This is a genomic window from Pseudoblastomonas marina (assembly GCF_014641655.1).
Taxonomy (GTDB): domain Bacteria; phylum Pseudomonadota; class Alphaproteobacteria; order Sphingomonadales; family Sphingomonadaceae; genus Alteriqipengyuania_A; species Alteriqipengyuania_A marina.
On record NZ_BMID01000001.1, the window covers coordinates 2,401,462 to 2,419,319 of the forward strand.

At 65.8% G+C, this 17,858-nt stretch carries 18 protein-coding genes; all 18 read left to right on the forward strand.

The annotated features are described in order from the left end of the window. Window positions 1-8: 8 nt before the first annotated feature. The 18 genes from pseC to IEW49_RS11875 all read left to right on the forward strand — a co-directional run bounded on the left by pseC (window position 9) and on the right by IEW49_RS11875 (window position 17,841). On the forward strand, window positions 9-1,166 hold the full coding sequence (gene pseC, locus IEW49_RS11790) for a UDP-4-amino-4,6-dideoxy-N-acetyl-beta-L-altrosamine transaminase (protein WP_188642837.1): 1,158 nt from the start codon (window positions 9-11) through the stop codon (window positions 1,164-1,166). Continuing rightward, window positions 1,163-1,855, forward strand: a complete 693-nt coding sequence (gene pseF / locus IEW49_RS11795; RefSeq protein WP_188642838.1) for a pseudaminic acid cytidylyltransferase — start codon at window positions 1,163-1,165, stop codon at window positions 1,853-1,855. The genes pseC and pseF overlap by 4 nt, the downstream gene beginning before the upstream one ends. A 5-nt stretch (window positions 1,856-1,860) precedes the next feature. Further along, entirely contained in the window at window positions 1,861-3,357 is a 1,497-nt protein-coding gene (pseG, locus tag IEW49_RS11800) for a UDP-2,4-diacetamido-2,4,6-trideoxy-beta-L-altropyranose hydrolase (protein WP_188642839.1), read from the forward strand. A gap of 62 nt (window positions 3,358-3,419) precedes the next feature. Continuing rightward, on the forward strand, window positions 3,420-4,463 hold the full coding sequence (pseI, locus tag IEW49_RS11805; RefSeq protein ID WP_188642840.1) for a pseudaminic acid synthase: 1,044 nt from the start codon (window positions 3,420-3,422) through the stop codon (window positions 4,461-4,463). A 7-nt stretch (window positions 4,464-4,470) separates the two neighbouring features. After that, window positions 4,471-5,448: a Gfo/Idh/MocA family protein gene (locus tag IEW49_RS11810; RefSeq protein WP_188642841.1), complete on the forward strand. Its 978-nt coding sequence runs from the start codon at window positions 4,471-4,473 to the stop codon at window positions 5,446-5,448. Window positions 5,449-5,465: 17 nt separating this feature from the next. Further along, window positions 5,466-6,746: a DegT/DnrJ/EryC1/StrS family aminotransferase gene (locus IEW49_RS11815; RefSeq protein ID WP_188642842.1), complete on the forward strand. Its 1,281-nt coding sequence runs from the start codon at window positions 5,466-5,468 to the stop codon at window positions 6,744-6,746. Beyond that, a complete protein-coding gene (locus tag IEW49_RS11820) occupies window positions 6,743-7,273 on the forward strand; it encodes a GNAT family N-acetyltransferase (protein ID WP_188642843.1) in 531 nt (176 codons plus the stop codon). The genes IEW49_RS11815 and IEW49_RS11820 overlap by 4 nt, the downstream gene beginning before the upstream one ends. 1 nt (window position 7,274) lies before the next feature. Next, window positions 7,275-8,132, forward strand: a complete 858-nt coding sequence (locus IEW49_RS11825) for a hypothetical protein (protein ID WP_188642844.1) — start codon at window positions 7,275-7,277, stop codon at window positions 8,130-8,132. A 67-nt stretch (window positions 8,133-8,199) separates the two neighbouring features. After that, a complete protein-coding gene (locus tag IEW49_RS11830) occupies window positions 8,200-9,330 on the forward strand; it encodes an N-acetyl sugar amidotransferase (RefSeq protein WP_188642845.1) in 1,131 nt (376 codons plus the stop codon). Further along, on the forward strand, window positions 9,327-10,076 hold the full coding sequence (locus IEW49_RS11835; protein ID WP_188642846.1) for a GDSL-type esterase/lipase family protein: 750 nt from the start codon (window positions 9,327-9,329) through the stop codon (window positions 10,074-10,076). Before IEW49_RS11830 ends, IEW49_RS11835 begins: the two co-directional genes overlap by 4 nt. After that, on the forward strand, window positions 10,073-10,684 hold the full coding sequence (hisH, locus tag IEW49_RS11840; RefSeq protein ID WP_188642847.1) for an imidazole glycerol phosphate synthase subunit HisH: 612 nt from the start codon (window positions 10,073-10,075) through the stop codon (window positions 10,682-10,684). Before IEW49_RS11835 ends, hisH begins: the two co-directional genes overlap by 4 nt. Continuing rightward, window positions 10,681-11,463, forward strand: coding sequence for a HisA/HisF-related TIM barrel protein (locus IEW49_RS11845; protein WP_188642848.1), 783 nt, complete (start codon window positions 10,681-10,683; stop codon window positions 11,461-11,463). Before hisH ends, IEW49_RS11845 begins: the two co-directional genes overlap by 4 nt. After that, complete coding sequence (locus tag IEW49_RS11850) at window positions 11,460-12,731, forward strand: N-acetyl sugar amidotransferase (protein WP_188642849.1); 1,272 nt, start codon at window positions 11,460-11,462, stop codon at window positions 12,729-12,731. The genes IEW49_RS11845 and IEW49_RS11850 overlap by 4 nt, the downstream gene beginning before the upstream one ends. Then, the gene (locus IEW49_RS11855) at window positions 12,728-13,720 is read left to right on the forward strand and encodes a zinc-dependent alcohol dehydrogenase (RefSeq protein WP_188642850.1); all 993 of its coding nucleotides are present in this window, start codon (window positions 12,728-12,730) and stop codon (window positions 13,718-13,720) included. Before IEW49_RS11850 ends, IEW49_RS11855 begins: the two co-directional genes overlap by 4 nt. A gap of 3 nt (window positions 13,721-13,723) precedes the next feature. Continuing rightward, a complete protein-coding gene (locus IEW49_RS11860; protein WP_188642851.1) occupies window positions 13,724-14,788 on the forward strand; it encodes a Gfo/Idh/MocA family protein in 1,065 nt (354 codons plus the stop codon). After that, the gene (locus tag IEW49_RS11865) at window positions 14,781-16,157 is read left to right on the forward strand and encodes a capsular polysaccharide export protein, LipB/KpsS family (protein ID WP_188642852.1); all 1,377 of its coding nucleotides are present in this window, start codon (window positions 14,781-14,783) and stop codon (window positions 16,155-16,157) included. Before IEW49_RS11860 ends, IEW49_RS11865 begins: the two co-directional genes overlap by 8 nt. Beyond that, complete coding sequence (locus IEW49_RS11870; protein WP_188642853.1) at window positions 16,154-16,723, forward strand: LbetaH domain-containing protein; 570 nt, start codon at window positions 16,154-16,156, stop codon at window positions 16,721-16,723. Before IEW49_RS11865 ends, IEW49_RS11870 begins: the two co-directional genes overlap by 4 nt. Further along, window positions 16,720-17,841: a Pnap_2097 family protein gene (locus IEW49_RS11875; RefSeq protein WP_188642854.1), complete on the forward strand. Its 1,122-nt coding sequence runs from the start codon at window positions 16,720-16,722 to the stop codon at window positions 17,839-17,841. The genes IEW49_RS11870 and IEW49_RS11875 overlap by 4 nt, the downstream gene beginning before the upstream one ends. Window positions 17,842-17,858 lie beyond the last annotated feature (17 nt).

Sequence of the window (17,858 nt, forward strand, 5' to 3'; positions counted from 1 at the left end):
CGCGTTCGATGGCCTTCATTCCCTATAGCCGCCAGCAGATCGAGCAGGCCGATATCGACGCCGTCGTCGAGGTCCTGCAATCCGACTTCCTGACGCAGGGACCCGCGATCGAGCGGTTCGAGAAGGATTTCGCCGAGCGCCACCAGGTCGCGCATGCGGTGGCCCTTTCGAATGCCACCGCGGCGCTCCACATCGCTTGCCTCGCGCTGGGCGTGGGGCAGGGCAGCCGGGTGTGGACCAGCCCCAACAGTTTCGTCGCTTCGGCCAATTGCGCTCTCTATTGCGGGGCCGAGATCGATTTCGTCGATATCGACCCGGACAGCCGCAACATGTCGGTCGAGCGGCTGCGGGAGAAGCTGGAAGGGGCGAAGGCCGAAGGTACGCTACCCGATGTCGTGATCCCGGTTGATTTCTCGGGCATGCCCTGCGACCTCGAGGATATCCGCGCGCTGGCGGACGAATACGGCTTCCGTATCCTGCAGGATGCGAGCCACGCGACCGGCGCCGAATACCAGGGCAAGCCGGTCGGCGGGCAATATGCCGATGCCAGCGTGTTCAGCTTCCACGCGGTCAAGATCGTGACCTCGGCCGAGGGCGGCATGGTCACCACGCAGGATGCCGAACTTGCCAAGAAGATAGCGCTGCTGCGTTCGCACGGCGTGACGCGCGATGCCGACCTGCTCGAGCACGCGCCGGAGGGCGGCTGGTATTACGAGCAGGTCGACCTCGGCTACAATTACCGCATCACCGATGTGCAGGCCGCGCTGGGCGCATCGCAGCTCGAGCGGATCGACACGATGCAGGCCGAACGCGCCGCGCGCGCCGATCGCTACGACGAGATCCTCGCCGACCTGCCGCTCAAACTGCCCAAGCGTTTCAACGACCGCAGTTCCGCCTGGCACCTCTACGTCGTCGAATTGACCGACGAGGCCAAATGCGACCGCGCAACGCTGTTCGCCGCGATGCGCGAGGCCGGGATCGGCGTGAACGTCCATTACATCCCGATCCACACCCAGCCGCATTACGAGCGCCTGGGCTTCGCGCGCGGCGATTTTCCCGCTGCCGAAGCCTATTACGACCGCGCGATCACGATCCCGCTCTTCCCGGCTATGACCGATGAGGAGCAGGATCGCGTGGCGCAGGTGATCCGCGAGCACGTGGCATGAAGATCGCGGTGATCCCCGCGCGCGGTGGTTCGAAGCGGATCCCGCGCAAGAACATCAAGCCTTTCGCGGGCAAGCCGATGATCGGCTACGCGATCGAGGCGGCGCTCGCCTGCGAGGCGATCGACCGGGTGGTCGTCTCGACCGACGACGAGGAAATTTCGCAAATCGCGCAGGAACTCGGGGCCGAACTCCCGTTCCGCCGCCCCGGCGAGCTGGCCGACGACATCACCCCGACCGTGCCGGTCATCGCGCACGCGATCGAGGCCTGCCGCGAACAGGGCTGGGACGTGACGCATTGCTGCTGCATCTATCCCGGCGTGCCCTTCATCCGCACCGAGGATCTCGCGGAAGCGCTTGACCTGCTCGAACAGCATGGTGGCGAGGGTTACACCTTCCCCGTCACTGGCTTCCCCTCGCCGATCCAGCGCGCGCTCAAGCGCAACGAGGACGGATCGGTCGCGCCGTTCAATCCCGAACATGTCGGCACCCGCACGCAGGATCTGGAGCCCGGCTATTTCGATGCCGGCCAGTTCTACTGGGGCGGCGTCGAAGCGTGGCTCGCGGGGCTCAACATCCACGCGCATGGCCGCGCGATCGTGCTGCCCGAATGGCGCGTGGTCGATATCGACACGCCCGACGACTGGGACCGCGCGGAGATGCTCTACCGGGCAATCTCGGGCGCGGAGTGAGCGCGGTGAAGATCGCCATCCGCGTCGACGCGTCGGCGAAGATCGGCACCGGCCATGTCCGCCGCAGCCTATCGCTGGCACAGGCACTGCGGGACCTGGGCGCGGAGATCCGCTTCGTCACCCGCGACCTCGGCGTGGACAGCGCCGCGCTGATCGACGGGCAAGGCTTCGCCGATATCGCCCAGCTGCCCTTTCCCAACGCGCCGTTCGAGCCCGACCCTGCGATCCCGCATAGCGCCTGGGCCGAAGTCCCTCTAGAGCAGGAGGTCGGCGAGACCGTCGACGCCCTGCACGATTACGCGCCCGACTGGGTCGTGCTCGATTCCTACGCCTTCGACGCGCGCTGGCACGAGGGCGTCGCCGAAGCCCTCGGCTGCAAGATCGCGCAGATCGACGACGTGCCCGACCGCAAGACCGCGCCGGACCTGTTGATCGATCACACCTACGCGCCCGATCACCGCATCAAATATGCAGACTGGCTGGTCGGTCGCACCAGGATCCTCGGCGGTCCGCGCTTCGGCCTGCTGGGCCCCGCCTTCGCCGAGGCCGAGCGGTACGACTTCAACGAAACCGTCCGCAGCGTCGGCATATTCATGGGCGGGGTCGATGCGGGCCATCATGCGGCAGCGGTGCTCGACGCCCTCGACGAGGCCGGTTTCGACGGCGCGGTCGAAGTGGTCGCGACCTCCGCCAACCCCAACCTCGCGGCCTTGCGCGAGCGTATCGCCGCGCGACCCGGCACCACGCTGTCGCTCGACCTGCCCGACCTGGCCGCCTTCTTCGCGCGGCACGACTTGCAGGTGGGCGCAGGTGGCGGGGCGACATGGGAGCGCTGCTGCATCGGCGTGCCCACGCTGCTGGTGGTGGTCGCGCCCAACCAGAACACCGTCGCGCCGGCGCTGGCAGAAAAGGGCGCGGTGGCTTTCGCCTCCGAGCCGACGCGCGCCTGCATCGCCGCCGAGCTCGCCGCGCTACTGCCCGACAGTGCGCGTCGCCGCGCGCTGGCCGAAACGTCGCGCAAGCTGGTCGACGGGCTCGGCGCGACGCGGGTGGCGCTCGCCATGCTTGCCGGCTCGCTGTCTGTGCGCCCGGCCACTGCCGACGATGCGCAGATGATGTTCGACTGGCGCGACGATCCGGCGACCCGCGCGGTGTCGCTCGAAAGCGGCGCGCTCGAATGGCGCGGTCATGTCGACTGGCTCGATCGCGTGCTGGCCGATCCGGCGCGCAAGCTGTTCGTGGGCGAGATCGGCGGGCGCCCGGTCGGCGTGATCCGGTTCGATTTTTCGAGCGAGACCCGCGCCGAGGTCTCACTCTATCTCGATCCGGCGCTGCACGGGGTCGGGCTCGGTCCGGCGCTGCTGCTGGCGGGCGAAGCCGCCGCCGATCCGGCGATCGTCGATGCGACCGTGCTCGAGAGCAATCGTCCTTCGCAAGCCTTGTTCGCGCGCTGCGGTTACGAACAGGTCGCGCCCGATCGCTGGGTCAAGCGCCGGAGCTAGTCGCCTTGCACCTTGGCCATCGCGCTCGCTAAAGGACGGGCGAAACGAAAGGTTTGAGCATAATGCAGATCAACGGCCGCACCATTGGCCTGTCCGAGCGTCCCTACCTGATCGCGGAGATGAGCGGGAACCACAACCACTCGCTCGATCGCGCGCTGGAGATCGTGACCTCGGCCGCCGAACACGGCGCCGATGCGATCAAGCTGCAGACCTACACCGCCGACACGATCACACTCGACGTCGACGGCCCGGGCTTCACGATCGAGGACGAGAACTCGCTCTGGAACGGGCGGCGGCTGCACGAACTCTACGACGAGGCGCATACGCCGTGGGATTGGCACAAGCCGATCATGGATCACGCGAAGAGCCTCGGAATCGACTGCTTTTCCTCGCCCTTCGACGCGAGTGCGGTCGATTTTCTCGAGGAGCTCGACGTCCCGGCCTATAAGATCGCCAGCTTCGAATCGATCGACCTGCCGCTGATCCGCAAGGTCGCCGAAACGGGCAAGCCGATGATCATCTCGACCGGTATGGCGAGCGTGGTCGAGATCGGCGAAGCGCTGCGCGCGGCGCGCGAGGCGGGGAACGAACAGGTCTGCATCCTCAAATGCACCAGCACCTATCCGGCGACGCCCGAGAACACGAACATTCGCACGATCCCCAACATGCGCGACACCTTCGGCTGCGAGGTCGGCCTGTCGGACCACACGATGGGCACCGGCGTCTCGGTCGCGGCGACCGCGTTTGGCGCGGTGCTGATCGAGAAGCACTTCACGCTGGCGCGCGCCGATGGCGGGGTCGACAGCGCCTTCAGCCTCGAACCGCACGAATTGCAGCAATTGCGCGACGAGACCGAGCGCGCATGGCAGTCGCTGGGGCAGGTCACCTATGGCGGGACGAAGGCCGAAAGCGGATCGCGCCAGTTCCGCCGCTCGCTCTACGTCGCCGAGGACATGGCCGAAGGCGAGTCCTTCACCGAGGCGAACCTGCGCTCGGTCCGCCCCGGCTACGGCCTCGCGCCCAAGCATTACGACGTGCTGCTGGGCAAGCGGGTCAACCGCGCGCTCACAAAGGGCACGCCGGTGAGCTGGGACCTGATCGCCTGATCGTGCGATGGCGTATCGCGTCCTCATCATCGGCTGCGGAGCCATCGCCGGGGGCTACGATGCCGACCGACCCGAAAATGCACCGCCGCTGACCCACGCGGGGGCGTTCAGCGCCGACAAGCGGTTCGAACTCGCTGCCTGCGTCGATCCCGACGAGGCGGCACGCGAAGCTTTTGCAGACCGCTGGAACGTGCCGCAGGGTGCCCCGACGATCGAGGGGATCGATGCGCCGGCGGGAGCTTTCGACGTAATCTCGATCTGCTCGCCGACCGCGTTCCATGCGATGCATCTCGAGACTGCGCTCGCGCTGCAACCGAAGCTGATCTTCTGCGAGAAGCCCGTCGCCGACGAGTTCGAGACCGCGCGCAAGCTGGTCGAGCGGTGCGATCAGGCAGGCGTAGCGCTGGCGGTGAATTATACGCGCCGCTGGGCGCCCGATCTGGTCGCGCTCGCCGAAGAGGTGCGCGCCGGGCAATGGGGCCGCGTGCTGTCGGCGACCGGCTGGTACACCAAGGGGGTGGTGCACAATGGCGGCCATATGGTCGACCTGCTCGGCATGTTCGTAGGCGAAATGAAGCTGATTTCGGTGGGGCAGCCGGTGTTCGATCATTGGGATTCCGATCCCACCGTCGGGGCGCTGCTGGACGCGGGCGATGGCATCGGCATCCACCTCGTCGCCGGCAACGCGCGCGCGTTCACCCAGTTCGAGCTCGTGCTGACCTGCGAGCTGGGCGAGATCGCGATGCACGAGGGCGGATTCCGTATCGAGACCCGCCGCGTGGAGGACAACGATACCTTCGCCGGATACCGCACGCTGGGCGAGCGCGAGAGCGTGCCGGGGCGCTACGAAGAGGCGATGGCGCTCGCCGTCGCGAATATCGCCGACCATCTCGGCCATGCAAAGCCGCTGGCCAGCACGGGGCACAATGCGCTAGCGGCGCAGGCGCTGTGCGAAGCAATTCGACAGAGCGCCAGTCACCCATAGAAGGACCGCATCGACCCATGACCGATACCCTCGCCATCAACGGCGGCAGCCCCGCGATCGACCGCGAGCTCGATGCGTTCAAGTCGATGGGCAGGGACGAGGAAGAGGCCGCCGTGAACGTCGTGCGCTCGGGCGTGCTCTCGGCCTATATCGGCGCGCCGGGCCCGGGCTTCATGGGCGGCGAAAGCGTCAAGGCGTTCGAAAAGAAGGCGGCGGAGTATTTCGGGGTCAAGCACGCGCTCGGGGTCAACAGCTGGACCAGCGGGCTGATCGCCGAAGTGGGCGCGATCGGGGTCGAGCCGGGCGACGAGATCATCACCACGCCGTGGACGATGTCGGCCACCGCGATGGCGATCCTGCACTGGAACGCGATCCCCGTCTTCGCCGATATCGATCGCGAGACCTTCAACATCGATCCCGAAAGCGTCCGGTCGCTGATCACGCCGCGGACCAAGGCGATCATTGCGGTCGACATCTTCGGCATGACCGCCGACGTCGCCGAACTGCGCAAGATCGCCGACGAGCATGGGCTGAAACTGCTCGGCGATACCGCGCAGGCTCCCGGTGCAAAGCGTGAAGGCGATTTCACCGGCACCGGCTACGATATCGGCGGCTTCAGCCTCAACTATCACAAGCACATCCATTGCGGTGAAGGCGGTATCCTCGTCACCGACGACGATGAAATGGCCGAACGGCTCGCGCTGATCCGCAACCACGCCGAAAGCGTGATCAAGCCCGAAAACCGCGACCAGCTCGCCAACATGATCGGTTACAATTTCCGCATGGGTGAGATCGAGGCCGCGATCGCTTCGGTCCAGCTCGACAAGCTGGAGGAACGCGTCGCCGACCGACAGCGGGTGGCCGACGAGCTGAATGCGGGGCTTGGCGACCTGAAGGGGCTATCGACTCCGAAGGTCAAGGATGGCGCGACGCACGTCTACTACGTTTACGGCATGGTGCTCGACACCGAGGCGCTGGGGGTTCAGCGCAAGGCGATCTTCGATGCGCTCAAGGCCGAGGGCGTGCCCGGCCTCATGCCCGGCTACCAGACGATCCACCGGCTCCCGATTTTCACCGAGCAATGCGCCTACGGCACAGGCAGCTTCCCCTGGAGCCTGCGCGAGGACGAGGGGCGTAACTTCGCCTATGGCACCGGCACCTGCCCGGTCGCCGAAGAGCTGCACGATGCGAGCTTCCTCGGCATCAATCTGTGCATGTTCCAGTTCCCGAGCGAGGATGTCGCAGCGGTGGTCGCGGCGTTCCGCAAGGTGTGGGACAATCTCGACGCGCTGAAATGACCGCGCGCTTCCGGGAATTGCGCGGGCAAAAGGTGGTCCTCCGCACGTTCGGAGCCGACGACGTCAGCGAGGCCTATATCGGCTGGCTCAACAACCCCGAAGTGACGCGCTTTTCCAACCAGCGCTTTCGCACGCACGACCGCGCGAGCTGCGAGGCCTATCTCGCGAGTTTCGAGGGTTCGGACAATCTGTTCGTCAGCGTGCGCGACGCGGCGGACGGTGCCGCGGTTGGAACGATGACCGCCTATCGCAATGCGCATCACGGCACCTGCGACGTCGGCATCATGATCGGACAACGCGACTATTGGGGCGGCGGCTACGGACAGGAAGCCTGGGACCTGCTGACCGGCTGGCTGCTGAGCGAAGGTGGCGTGCGCAAGCTTACCGCAGGCTGCCTCGCTCCCAACAAGGGCATGGTGCGGCTGATGGAGCGCTCGGGCATGCACCTCGAAGCCACCCGCAAACGCCACGAGATCGTCGACGGCGCGCCGGAGGACATCGTGCTCTACGCCCGCTTCGCCGACTGACATGGGCCCGATCGACGCCCTGCCCCGACCGCTCGCTGTGGCGATCCACGATGCCGGCGCGGCGAATATGATCGCGGCGTGGGTCGAAGCCGCGGTGAGCCCGCCGGAACGCGTGCACGCCGAAGGGCCGGCCCGGGCGATCTGGAGCGAGCGCTTCGGCACTGAAGCATTGGTCGAGGGAGACGCGCTGCTCGATGGCGCTGCCACGCTGCTCTCGGGCACCGGCTGGGCCAGCGACATCGAGCATGATGCGCGGCGGAACGCGGCCGAGCGAGGGATCCGGTCGGTCGCGGTGATCGATCACTGGGTGAATTATCGCCCCCGCTTCGAACGGGGTGGGGCAACGCGGCTGCCCGACCAGATCTGGGTCGGCGACGCCTATGCCCGCGCGATCGCCGAGGAGGTCTTCTCCGACATCCCGGTCACGCAGCACGACAATCTCTACCTCGCGCAGCAAGCAGCTGCGGCCGGGCCGGTGCCCGACGATGGCGACGTGCTGTTCGTCGCCGAGCCCGCACGCAGCGACTGGGTTCGCGACCGTCCGGGCGAATTCCAGGCCCTCGACCATTTCATGGCCAATCGCGCCGCCGCCGGGATCGGCGAACATGTGCCGCTACGCCTGCGCCCGCACCCTTCCGATCCGGCGGGCAAGTACGACGATTGGCTGGCGCAACACGCGAATGCCACACTCGATCGATCGTCCGACATGGCCGCCGCGCTGGCGGGCGCGCGCTGGGTCGCCGGGCTCCATTCGGTCGCGCTCGTCATCGCGCTCGAGGCCGGACGAGACGCGATCTCCAGCCTGCCGCCTTGGGCCCCGCCCTGCGTCCTTCCGCATGAAGGCATTCGCAGGCTCTGACCGAAGCGAACAATAAATCGCCTTTACCCTAGAATTTTGACCCTGCTTTCGCCAAAGGGCAGACCCCATGAAGTACTGCCCAAACTGCCTGCAACCCGATACGCGGCCCAACACCGTGTTCACGCCGGAGGGGATCTGCCCTGCCTGCGATTACTGGGCGCGGCTGGCGAATGTCGACTGGCAGGAACGCTACGAAATCCTGAAGGACCTGTTGGCGCAATATCCACGCCGTCCGGGCCAGCACTGGGACTGCATCATCGGCGTGTCCGGGGGCAAGGATTCGACCCGCCAGGCACTGTGGGTGCGCGACAAGCTCGGGCTCAACCCGTTGCTGGTCTGCCTGTCCTATCCGCCCGAACAGGTGACCGAGCGCGGCACGCGCAATGTCTCCGCGCTGATCGAGCTGGGCTTCGACCTCGTGCTGTCTTCGCCCGCACCGGGCGTGTGGCAGAAGCTGATGCGCGCGGCGTTCGACAAGTTCACCAACTGGGCGCGCGCTACCGAGCTCGCACTGTTCAGCTCGGTCCCGCAGCTTGCGATCCGCTACAACATCCCGCTGATCCTGTGGGGCGAGAACCCGGGTCTCCAGCTGGGCGACCTCAAGACGCTCGGCAAGACCGGCTACGACGGCAACAATCTGCGCTACATGAACACGCTGTCGGGCGCGGCTATGGACTGGATGCTGGAAACCGGAATCGATCTCAAGCAACTGATTCCCTACCAGTATCCGACCCCCGAGGAATTCGACGAGCACGCGCTGCAGGTCGTCTATCTCGGCTGGTTCCTCGGCGACTGGTCGCTGACCAATAACGGCATGTATTCGACCGCCAACGGGCTCGAGATCCGGACCGACCCGGTCGAAAACACCGGCGATTTGCGCGGCGTCACCTCGCTCGACGAGGACTGGGTGACGTTCAACCAGATGATCAAGTACTACAAGTTCGGTTTCGGCCGGGTGACCGATTACTGCAACGAGGAAATCCGCCACGGCAACATGACCCGGGAGCGCGGAATCGAGCTGGTCGAGAAATACGACGATGCCGGGTCGGACGAATATATTTCCAGCTTCTGCGACTATATCGGGATCGGCAAGGACCAGTTCTGGGACCAGGTCCATGCGAGCGTGAATCGGGACCTGTTCACGATCCACGACGACGGGCGCATCACCCGCAAGTTCGAAGTCGGGGTGGGGCTGTGAGCCGCACCTCTCACCCCTCGCCGCTCGTTTTCGTGGCGCTGTTCGTGGCGTTCGCCGTCGGGGTATTCGCACGCCCGGCGCTCGCGGCGGCGTGGCACGGGCTGTGGAGCGAAGACGCCCCCGAAGCGCGTCCGAATGCGGAATTCGCCGATGCCGACATGCTCGAGCTCGCGCGCGTGCAGCAACAATGGGGTGCCACCGGGGACATCGTGATGCTGGGAGATTCGATCACGGCGATGGGCCAGTGGTCGGAGATGTTTCCCGCGGCCGACATCCTCAATCGCGGGCTGGGTGGCGATACGGTGGCCGATATCGCCGCGCGCGCTCCGATCGTGCTCGAAACCAAGGCCAAGTCCATTTTCCTGATGGTCGGCGTGAACGACCTGTTTGCCGACGCCACCGACGAAGAGATCTACCGCGATCTCGATCGGGCCCTCGAAATCCTCGGCCGCGACGGTGCGACGCTTTACCTCCAGTCGCCGCTGGTCTGCGGCAAGGGCGAGGTCTGCACAGCTGAACGGCGCGCCCGAATGCGCGGTTGGCTGCCCGAATTCGAACGGATCGCGCGGGCACACGAAGCAACCTATATCGATCTGAACGCCCGCATGGCCGGCCCGGACGGCTTGCGCGAGACGCTGAGCTGGGACGGGATCCACCCGAACGGCGAAGGCCTGAAAGTGTGGCGAGACATCCTGCGCCCTCATATCGAAAGCGCCACAAAGGGCGCCGGAGGCATCGCAGCATGAGCCGTCGCAAGACCGTGGGCATCGTCGATTACGGCGTGGGCAACCAGGCGAGCGTGTGGCGCGCGCTGCACAAGCTCGACTATCGCTGCCGCGTATCGGACGATCCCAAGAAGCTCGACGAGACAGATATCCTGTTCCTGCCCGGCGTCGGCGCCTTCCCGACCGCGATGGAAAAGCTGCACGAGCACGACCTGGTCGAATACCTCCAGGGTGAGGCGCACAAGGGCAAGCCATTCGTCGGCCTGTGCCTCGGCATGCAGCTGCTCGCGGAGCAATCGCACGAACACGGGCTGACCGCCGGGCTCGGGCTGATCCCGGGCGAGGTCGTGCCGTTCCCGGGCGGCGGCTGGCATATCGGCTGGAACGCTATCGAGCAGCTCGGCGACGACCCGCTGTTCGCCGAATGCGACGGGATGGCGATGTATTTCAACCACAGCTTCATCTTCGACGCGCCGGACGAATACCGCGTCTATGCAGCGCGGACCGAGGGCAGCTTCCCGGTCGGCGTGCGGCGCGGCAACCTCGTCGGCATGCAGTTCCACCCGGAAAAGAGCCAGGCGGCGGGTCGCGCGCTGCTGAGTGCCTTAGTCGAGGGGCTCTGCAAATGATCAAGAAACGTCTGATCGGCGTGGTGACGGTGAAGGATGGCTGGGCCGTCCAGTCGTTCGGCTATAAGCGCTACCTCCCCTTGGGCCGTCCCGAAGTGCTGGTCCAGAACCTCGATCGCTGGGGCGCCGACGAGATCATGCTGCAATGCATCGATCGCTCGCGTCCGGACCGGGGCGACGTCGGTCCCGATTTCGCGCTGCTCGACCGCGTCGCCAAGCTCGGGATCGCCACCCCGCTGATCTACGCCGGCGGCGTGCGCACCGCCGACGATGCGCGAGTCGCGGTGAACATGGGCGCCGACCGGATCGCATTGGACGCGATGCTGCGCGACGACGCGCAAGAGGTCGCCAAGGTCGGCTACCAGCTGGGCGCGCAGGCGGTGATCGCCGCACTGCCGATGACCGCCACCGATGACGGCGCGCAGTGGCGCGATTATCGCACCGGCAAGGACGAGCCCCTGTCGGACGCGGTGCGTTCGATGCTCGACGACGGCGTCGTATCCGAAGCGCTGATCATCGACCATGCCAACGAGGGTAATCCGGGCGCCTTCGATCCGCGCGTGCTCGATGCCGGGCTCGCCGACCATGTCCCGCTGATTGCGTTCGGCGGCATTTCCGAAGCCGCTTGCGTGACCGACCTGCTCAAGCGCGAACAGGTCGACGCGGTCGCGATTGGCAATTTCCTGTCCTATCGCGAACACGCTGTGCAGGCCTACAAGGAAGCGCTGGTCGGCGTGCCGGTGCGCCCCGCCACCTATCACCGGACGATCTACGCATGACCGCGCCGCCCTCCACCAATCACGGCCCGCACCGCGAGCATCGCGCGTGCAAGCGCTGCCTTTACACCACCAGCCACGCGCTCGGCCTCGTCATCGACGATGAGGGCATCTGCTCGGGCTGCCGGATCCACGAGGAAAAGGACCGGCTCGATTTCGATGCGCGGTTCGAGCAGCTGAAAGAGATCGTCGCCCCCTATCGCAGCAAGACGGGCACGAATTACGACTGCATCGTGCCTGTCAGCGGCGCGGGCGACAGCCACTTCATCGTTCACACGGTGAAGGAACGGCTCGGGCTCAACCCGCTGCTGGTCACCTACAACAAGTATTTCAACACCCCGCTGGGCATCCGCAACCTCGCCAATCTGCGGATCAAGCTCGATTGCGACATCCTGGTCCAGAACGTGAACCCGGTCTCGGTCAAGAACATAACCCGCACTACGCTCAGGATGTTCGGCTCGATGTACTGGCCGTGCCTCGCCGGACAAACCGTGTTCCCGGTGCAGACCGCGGTGCGATACCAGGTCCCGCTGATCATCTGGGGCGCGCACCAGGGCCTCGAACAGGTCGGCATGTTCAGCCACGAGCACGAGGTCGAGATGACCCGCCGCTACCGCCGCGACCACGACCTGATGGGGCACGAGGCGGACGACATCCTCTCGATCTTCGACACTCTGCGCGAAGAGGACGTCTGGCAGTATCGCTATCCCGACGATGCCGATCTCGATGCGGTCGGCGTGCGCGGAATCTATCTCGGCAATTACGTGCGCTGGGACCCGAAGGCGCAGCACGAGCAGATGGTCGAGACCTATGGCTACCAGGGGGCTGATTTCGCGCGCACCTTCGACACCTACGACCATGTCGACTGCTACAATTACATGGACCTGCACGATCACCTGAAGATGGTGAAGCACGGTTATTCGAAGGTCACCGACCATGCCTGCCGCGAAATCCGCCACGGGCGGCTGACCCGCGATGACGCACTGGCGCTGGTGCGGCATTACGAGGACCAGCCGGTCCGCTTCGACGCGATGTTCGAGGAATGGCTCGGGGTCGAGCCGAACGGGCTGCGCTTTATCCTCGACCAGCATCGCAACCCGGCAATCTGGCAAGAGACCAAGCCCAACCGCTTCGTGCGCCGCGACCCGCCACCCGAAGCGGAAGGCGATATCGAAACGATCGAGGAGCAACTCGGCTTCCGCTCGCATGCGCCGCTCGATCGCGACGAGGGGCACGGCTACATCACCGTCGGCAAGGGCTTCCCGCTGTGAGCGGGGCGAACGCCAAGGTCGTCTGGCTCGACGGACCGGGCGAGCTCGCGCTGCGCGAGGAGAGGCTCGCCGCGCCGGGTCCGGGCAAAGTGCTGTGCGAAACGGTGGTCAGCGCGATCTCGCCGGGTACCGAGCTCGCCGCATGGCGCGGCCTGCCGCCGCTGCGTCCGGGCGTCGTCTATCCGCGGCTGCAGGGCTATTGCAATGTCGCGCGAGTGACCGCTTGCGGCGAAGACGTCGAAAGCGTGGTCGAAGGCGACCGGGTGCTGAGCTTCGCCTCGCATCGCAGCCACCATCTGCTGGCCGAGGCCGACATCCTCTACCGCCTGCCCGAGGGCGCCGATGCGGACCGGGTGGTCGCGGCCTACCTCTTCCATCTGGGGTACAACGCGGTGCTGCGCAGCGATGTGCGCGCGGGCTCGAAGGTGTTCGTCATCGGTCTCGGCGCGCTCGGCCTCGCCTCGGTGGCGATGGCGCAACTCGCGGGGGCCGAGGTCTACGCATTGTCGGGACAGGCCGCCCCGGCGAAACTTGCGCGCGGCTATGGTGCAAAGCAGGTTTTCGCGCGCGACGATGCATCCCTCGACACGCTCGCCGCCGATGTCGTGATCACCACCACCAATGGCTGGGGCGACATCGACATCGCGCTGCACGCGGCGGGGCAGAACGGCACCGTGGCCTGCCTCGGCTTTCCCGGTCGCGGCGAGCCGGCGCCCGAGACCAACCCGTTCGACAGCCAGTATTTCTACATGAAGCAGCTCAGCATCGAAGCGGTCGGCTGGTCGCCCGAGCACGACGACAGCCGCGGCTTCAACCGTTTCAACGAGCGCGCCAACATCGCCTATCTCGCGCGCCTGATCGAGGACGGGCGGCTCGATCCCGCCCCGATCCTTTCCGGGCGCTATCGCGGCGAGGACATCGCGCGGGCCTATGCCGATCTCGACGCGCGCAAGGACGACGCCGTCACCTACCTGCTGGACTGGAACTGAGCGATGGACGCGGCGGTGATCGGATGCGGGCGCATGGGCGCCTTCACCAGTGAAGGCGTGCGGAAATTCGCGCCCGAATGCTGGTTCCCGCTCGCCCATGCCGAGGCGATCGAGGCCGCCGACGGGCTCGACCTCGTCGCTTTGTGCGATCCCAACGAGGAAGGCCTCGCCCGCGCGGCCGAACGTTATGGCGTGGCGCGCACCTATCCCGATCACAGGGCCCTGCTGGCCGACGGTGCCCCGGCGCTCGCCGGGATCGCCACCCGCACGATCGGGCGCGCGGACATCATCTCCGATTGCTTCGAGGCAGGCGTGCGCGCCTTCCATATCGAAAAGCCGATCTGCAATTCGGTGGCCGAACTGCGTCGGCTCGAAGAGATTTTCGCCCGCGACGACGTGTTCGTGACGCTGGGGGCGGTGCGACGCCATTTTGCGATCTATCGCGACGCGGTCACGCGGGCGTCCTCGGGCGATTACGGCCAACTGCTGGAGGCGCGGGTCGACATGGGTCCGGGGGCGCTCTTCTGGGCCCATCCGCACTCGGTGGACCTGATCCTGCTCGCCGCCGCCGGTCGCGAAGTGCAGTCGGTGCAGGCCCGCTTGGGCGAGGTCGAGCGCGACGGCGACACCATCGTCAACGATCCCGCCATCCTTGCTGCCAGCGTGTGGTTCGAGGACGGTTTCGCCGGTCATATCAGCCGCGCGCACGGGATCGATTTCCACCTGTCCTGCGAGCGCGCGCGCTTTGCGGTGATGAATGACGGGCATTCGCTGGCCTTCGCCGCCGCCGACGACGCCAACCCCTATCCCGCAACCCAGCAGGTCGAGTTCGACGCCGGAAACGCTGCACAGGGTGCGCTGGCGCCGATGCTCCAGCTCACGGCCTGTCTCGAGGGTGACGCGGCGGCACGCGCCGCCAATACCGCGCTCAAGCGCGACATCGTCCGCGGGCAGGAAGTGCTCTTCGCCTTCGTCCAGTCGCACCTCGATGGCGGCGCGCCCGTGGCGCTCGCCGATATCGACCCCGCCATGACCATTCTCGGCCGGACCGGACAGTTCTATGCCTGACGCAGCATCGACCAAACCGCGCATCCTGATGTTCGCGCGCGGCTACCAGGCCGATTTCTTCCCCGAACTGCGTGACGACGCCTACGAGGCGGTCTACGTGACGCTGACGCGCGAGGAAGCAGCGCAGGTGCGCGCGACGGGGGCCGAGGTCGCGGCGTGCTTCGAAGCCGATTACGATGCGATCACGCCTGCCGAGGTGCCCGAGCACTATCTCTACACCTCGTTCATGGCCGAGCGCTTTCTCGGGCGTTACGACCACGACAAGCGGATCGAGATCCTCGGCAAGGAAATCGCCTTCTGGCGCGGCCTGCTCGATCGCTTCGAGCCCGTCGCGGTGCTCAACGAGCTCGTCGCGATCGAGATTTCCGAGGTCCTGCTGATCGAAAGCCGTGCGCGGGACATCCCCTATCTCGCGGGCATGAACTGCGTGGTCGAGGATTTCTTCTACTGGCTGCCCGACCCGATGACGATCTCGGGCCGCACCTTCGACCTGCCCGAACCCGGTGCCGAGGCGAAGGCAGAAGCAGCCGCCTATTTCGAGGAATTGCGGCAGCAGGACTACAAGCCGTTCTACGTCAAGAACCTCGCCGGGCGGCGCGATCTCCGGCCACTCGCGGCGGGCGTCCTCAAGACCATCCAGTGGTGGTGGCGCGACCGCCGCAGCCGCACGGGCGCGTTCCGCTATGAATCCTACCTCGAGGAATATTCGAAGCGGATCCAGACCTTCTTCGCGAGCTTCATGCGACCCTACGATCGGCTCGAGGAAATCGGTGAGGACAAGGAAATCGTCTTCTACCCGCTCCACCAGGAGCCCGAGGCAACGCTCAATTACATGAGCGAATTCATGGCCAACCAGGCCGCCTCGATCGAGAACATACTCAAGTGCCTCGGCCCGCACCAGGTGCTGGTGGTGAAGGAACACCCGGTAGACAAAGGCGCGCTGCTGCGGCCCAAGTTCCGCACCCTGCGCGACAATTATTCGGCGCTGCGCTACCTGCCCGCCGAAGTGCCGGGGCGCGCCGTGCTCAAGCGCTGCGAACGCGTCGTCACGATGACCAGCACGGTCGGATGGGAGGCCGCGAACCTCGGCAAGAGCGTGTGCGTGATGGGCGAGATCTTCTACGACGACCTGCCCGGCATCAAGCGCGTGGCGAGCTGGAAGGAACTGCGCGAGGCGATGCGCACGCCGGTGGCCAAACTGCCGCGCGTCGATCCGGCCACCGCCGAGCATTTCGTCGCGGCGATGACCGAAGCCTCCTACCGCGGCAACCCGTTCCCCTATCCCGAGCTCTATTCGGAGCGGAACATCGCCCGGGTGAAGCATGCCATCATGGACGGGGCGGGACTAGCGAAAGGACCGAGCACATGAGCATGTTCCGTCGCCTGCGCACCCTCCTCGGGGATCTCTGGTATATCGAGCGCAACGTCCGGTTCCGGATCAATTTGTCCCGCTTCTTCGCCTATCGCGTGCCGCTGGTCGGCTGGGGCGTTTCGGCGCTGATCGACCGTTCGCTCTACTCGTCCTATGCGATCGACGTGGATTCGAGCTCGGTAGACGTGTTCGCGCTCTCGATCGCGCACCCCACGGGCGTGCTGATCGGCGGCAACGGGGTTTATTCGCCAGGCCGCGTGGTCATCATGGCCGGGGTCAAGCTGGTGACTGGCCGCCCTGGCGATCCCGAATATCTGCGCAAGCATGCCGAACGCAGAGTGTTCGAATTCGGCGACAATGTCGTGCTGTCTTCCGGCGCAACATTGATCGGCCCCCTGACGATCTGCGACAACGTGGTGGTCGGGCCGGATTCGCTGGTCAACAAGTCGATCACCGAACCGGGCGTCTACCTCGGCAATCCGGCGCGACGGGTCTCGAATGACGTGTCCGAGGACTGGGTGGCGCACCTGCCTGCCCCACCGAAAAAGGGAGGCCATTCTTGAGCCGTTTTCGCAAATTGATCGAGCAAGCCCAGCCGGATCTCGTCGGCCAGGACCTGTCACGCCCGTTCGAGGAACTGGGTGTCGACAGCTTCGACCTGATGAACCTGCGCGTCGGCCTCGAACGGGAACTCGGCGAAGAGATCTCGGATACGCAATGGACTGAATTCACGTCGCTCGCGCAGATCGTTTCCTATTGCGAAAGCCGCGACGGAGACGGCCCCACCCTATACGGCATCAACCAGGACACCGAAGACGGCTATGTCCGTCGGTTCGAGTTGAACATGCCGCAAATGGCGATCGAAAGCCTGTCGGAAAGCTGGCTGTTCAAGGAAATCGGGGCGTCGCACTGGGAACTGCTGTGCGCCGGCCTCGGCCAGCGATCCGCGGCGCTGGCCGACGAGATGGGCAATCGCCTCTACGCGACCTTCGCCCGGGTGCGCCATGACGCCACGCAGCCGCTATCGAGCTTCGAGGAAGCCGAGGATGTCCGCCTGTCGGGCGAAATCTCCCGGTTTGGCGGTGGGATGTATATCAGCCGTTTCGAACTAGAGTCGCTCGCCGCGCAGGACAAGCGCATCGTCTCGCAGATGATCACCAGCTTCTCGCGTCGCGGCGGCGAAGGGAACACCAACCTCGTCAAGAGCCAGCCGCAGGTCGCCGAGAATTCGATCACCGATCTCGCCCAGCCGCCCCAGTTCGTCGAGGAATATCGCCGGATCAAGAAAGGCACGCAGGATACGCTCGGATTGGGGGGCATGACGCTCCAGCTGACCGATGCGATCGAGACCGAGTTCGAATACGAGCTCAACCCTTATCACGACCTCAACGGCGTCGGCCTGCTCTATTTCGCGGCCTATCCGATCATCGCCGACACCTGCGAAGCACAGCACTTCAATGCCCACGCCGCCAGCGGCGACACCCGCTGGGAGCTGCGCTGGAGCACGCTGGCGCGCGACATCATGTACTACGCCAATTGCGACATCACCGACACGATCGTCTACCGGCTCCATTCGCATCGGATCGAGGGCGGCAGGCTGGCGACCACGGCCTCGCTCTCGCGCAAATCCGACGGAGCGCTGATGGCGAAGGTCTTTGTCGTCAAGGCCGAAAGGTTGTAAGCGCTCACGCGGACCCG

Coding starts and splice junctions, on each gene's coding strand:
- pseC (WP_188642837.1), top strand. CDS start 9: ATGGCCTTCATTCCCTATAGCCGCCAGCAGATCGAGCAGGCCGATATC.
- pseF (WP_188642838.1), top strand. CDS start 1,163: ATGAAGATCGCGGTGATCCCCGCGCGCGGTGGTTCGAAGCGGATCCCG.
- pseI (WP_188642840.1), top strand. CDS start 3,420: ATGCAGATCAACGGCCGCACCATTGGCCTGTCCGAGCGTCCCTACCTG.
- IEW49_RS11810 (WP_188642841.1), top strand. CDS start 4,471: ATGGCGTATCGCGTCCTCATCATCGGCTGCGGAGCCATCGCCGGGGGC.
- IEW49_RS11815 (WP_188642842.1), top strand. CDS start 5,466: ATGACCGATACCCTCGCCATCAACGGCGGCAGCCCCGCGATCGACCGC.
- IEW49_RS11820 (WP_188642843.1), top strand. CDS start 6,743: ATGACCGCGCGCTTCCGGGAATTGCGCGGGCAAAAGGTGGTCCTCCGC.
- IEW49_RS11825 (WP_188642844.1), top strand. CDS start 7,275: ATGGGCCCGATCGACGCCCTGCCCCGACCGCTCGCTGTGGCGATCCAC.
- IEW49_RS11830 (WP_188642845.1), top strand. CDS start 8,200: ATGAAGTACTGCCCAAACTGCCTGCAACCCGATACGCGGCCCAACACC.
- hisH (WP_188642847.1), top strand. CDS start 10,073: ATGAGCCGTCGCAAGACCGTGGGCATCGTCGATTACGGCGTGGGCAAC.
- IEW49_RS11845 (WP_188642848.1), top strand. CDS start 10,681: ATGATCAAGAAACGTCTGATCGGCGTGGTGACGGTGAAGGATGGCTGG.
- IEW49_RS11850 (WP_188642849.1), top strand. CDS start 11,460: ATGACCGCGCCGCCCTCCACCAATCACGGCCCGCACCGCGAGCATCGC.
- IEW49_RS11860 (WP_188642851.1), top strand. CDS start 13,724: ATGGACGCGGCGGTGATCGGATGCGGGCGCATGGGCGCCTTCACCAGT.
- IEW49_RS11865 (WP_188642852.1), top strand. CDS start 14,781: ATGCCTGACGCAGCATCGACCAAACCGCGCATCCTGATGTTCGCGCGC.
- IEW49_RS11870 (WP_188642853.1), top strand. CDS start 16,154: ATGAGCATGTTCCGTCGCCTGCGCACCCTCCTCGGGGATCTCTGGTAT.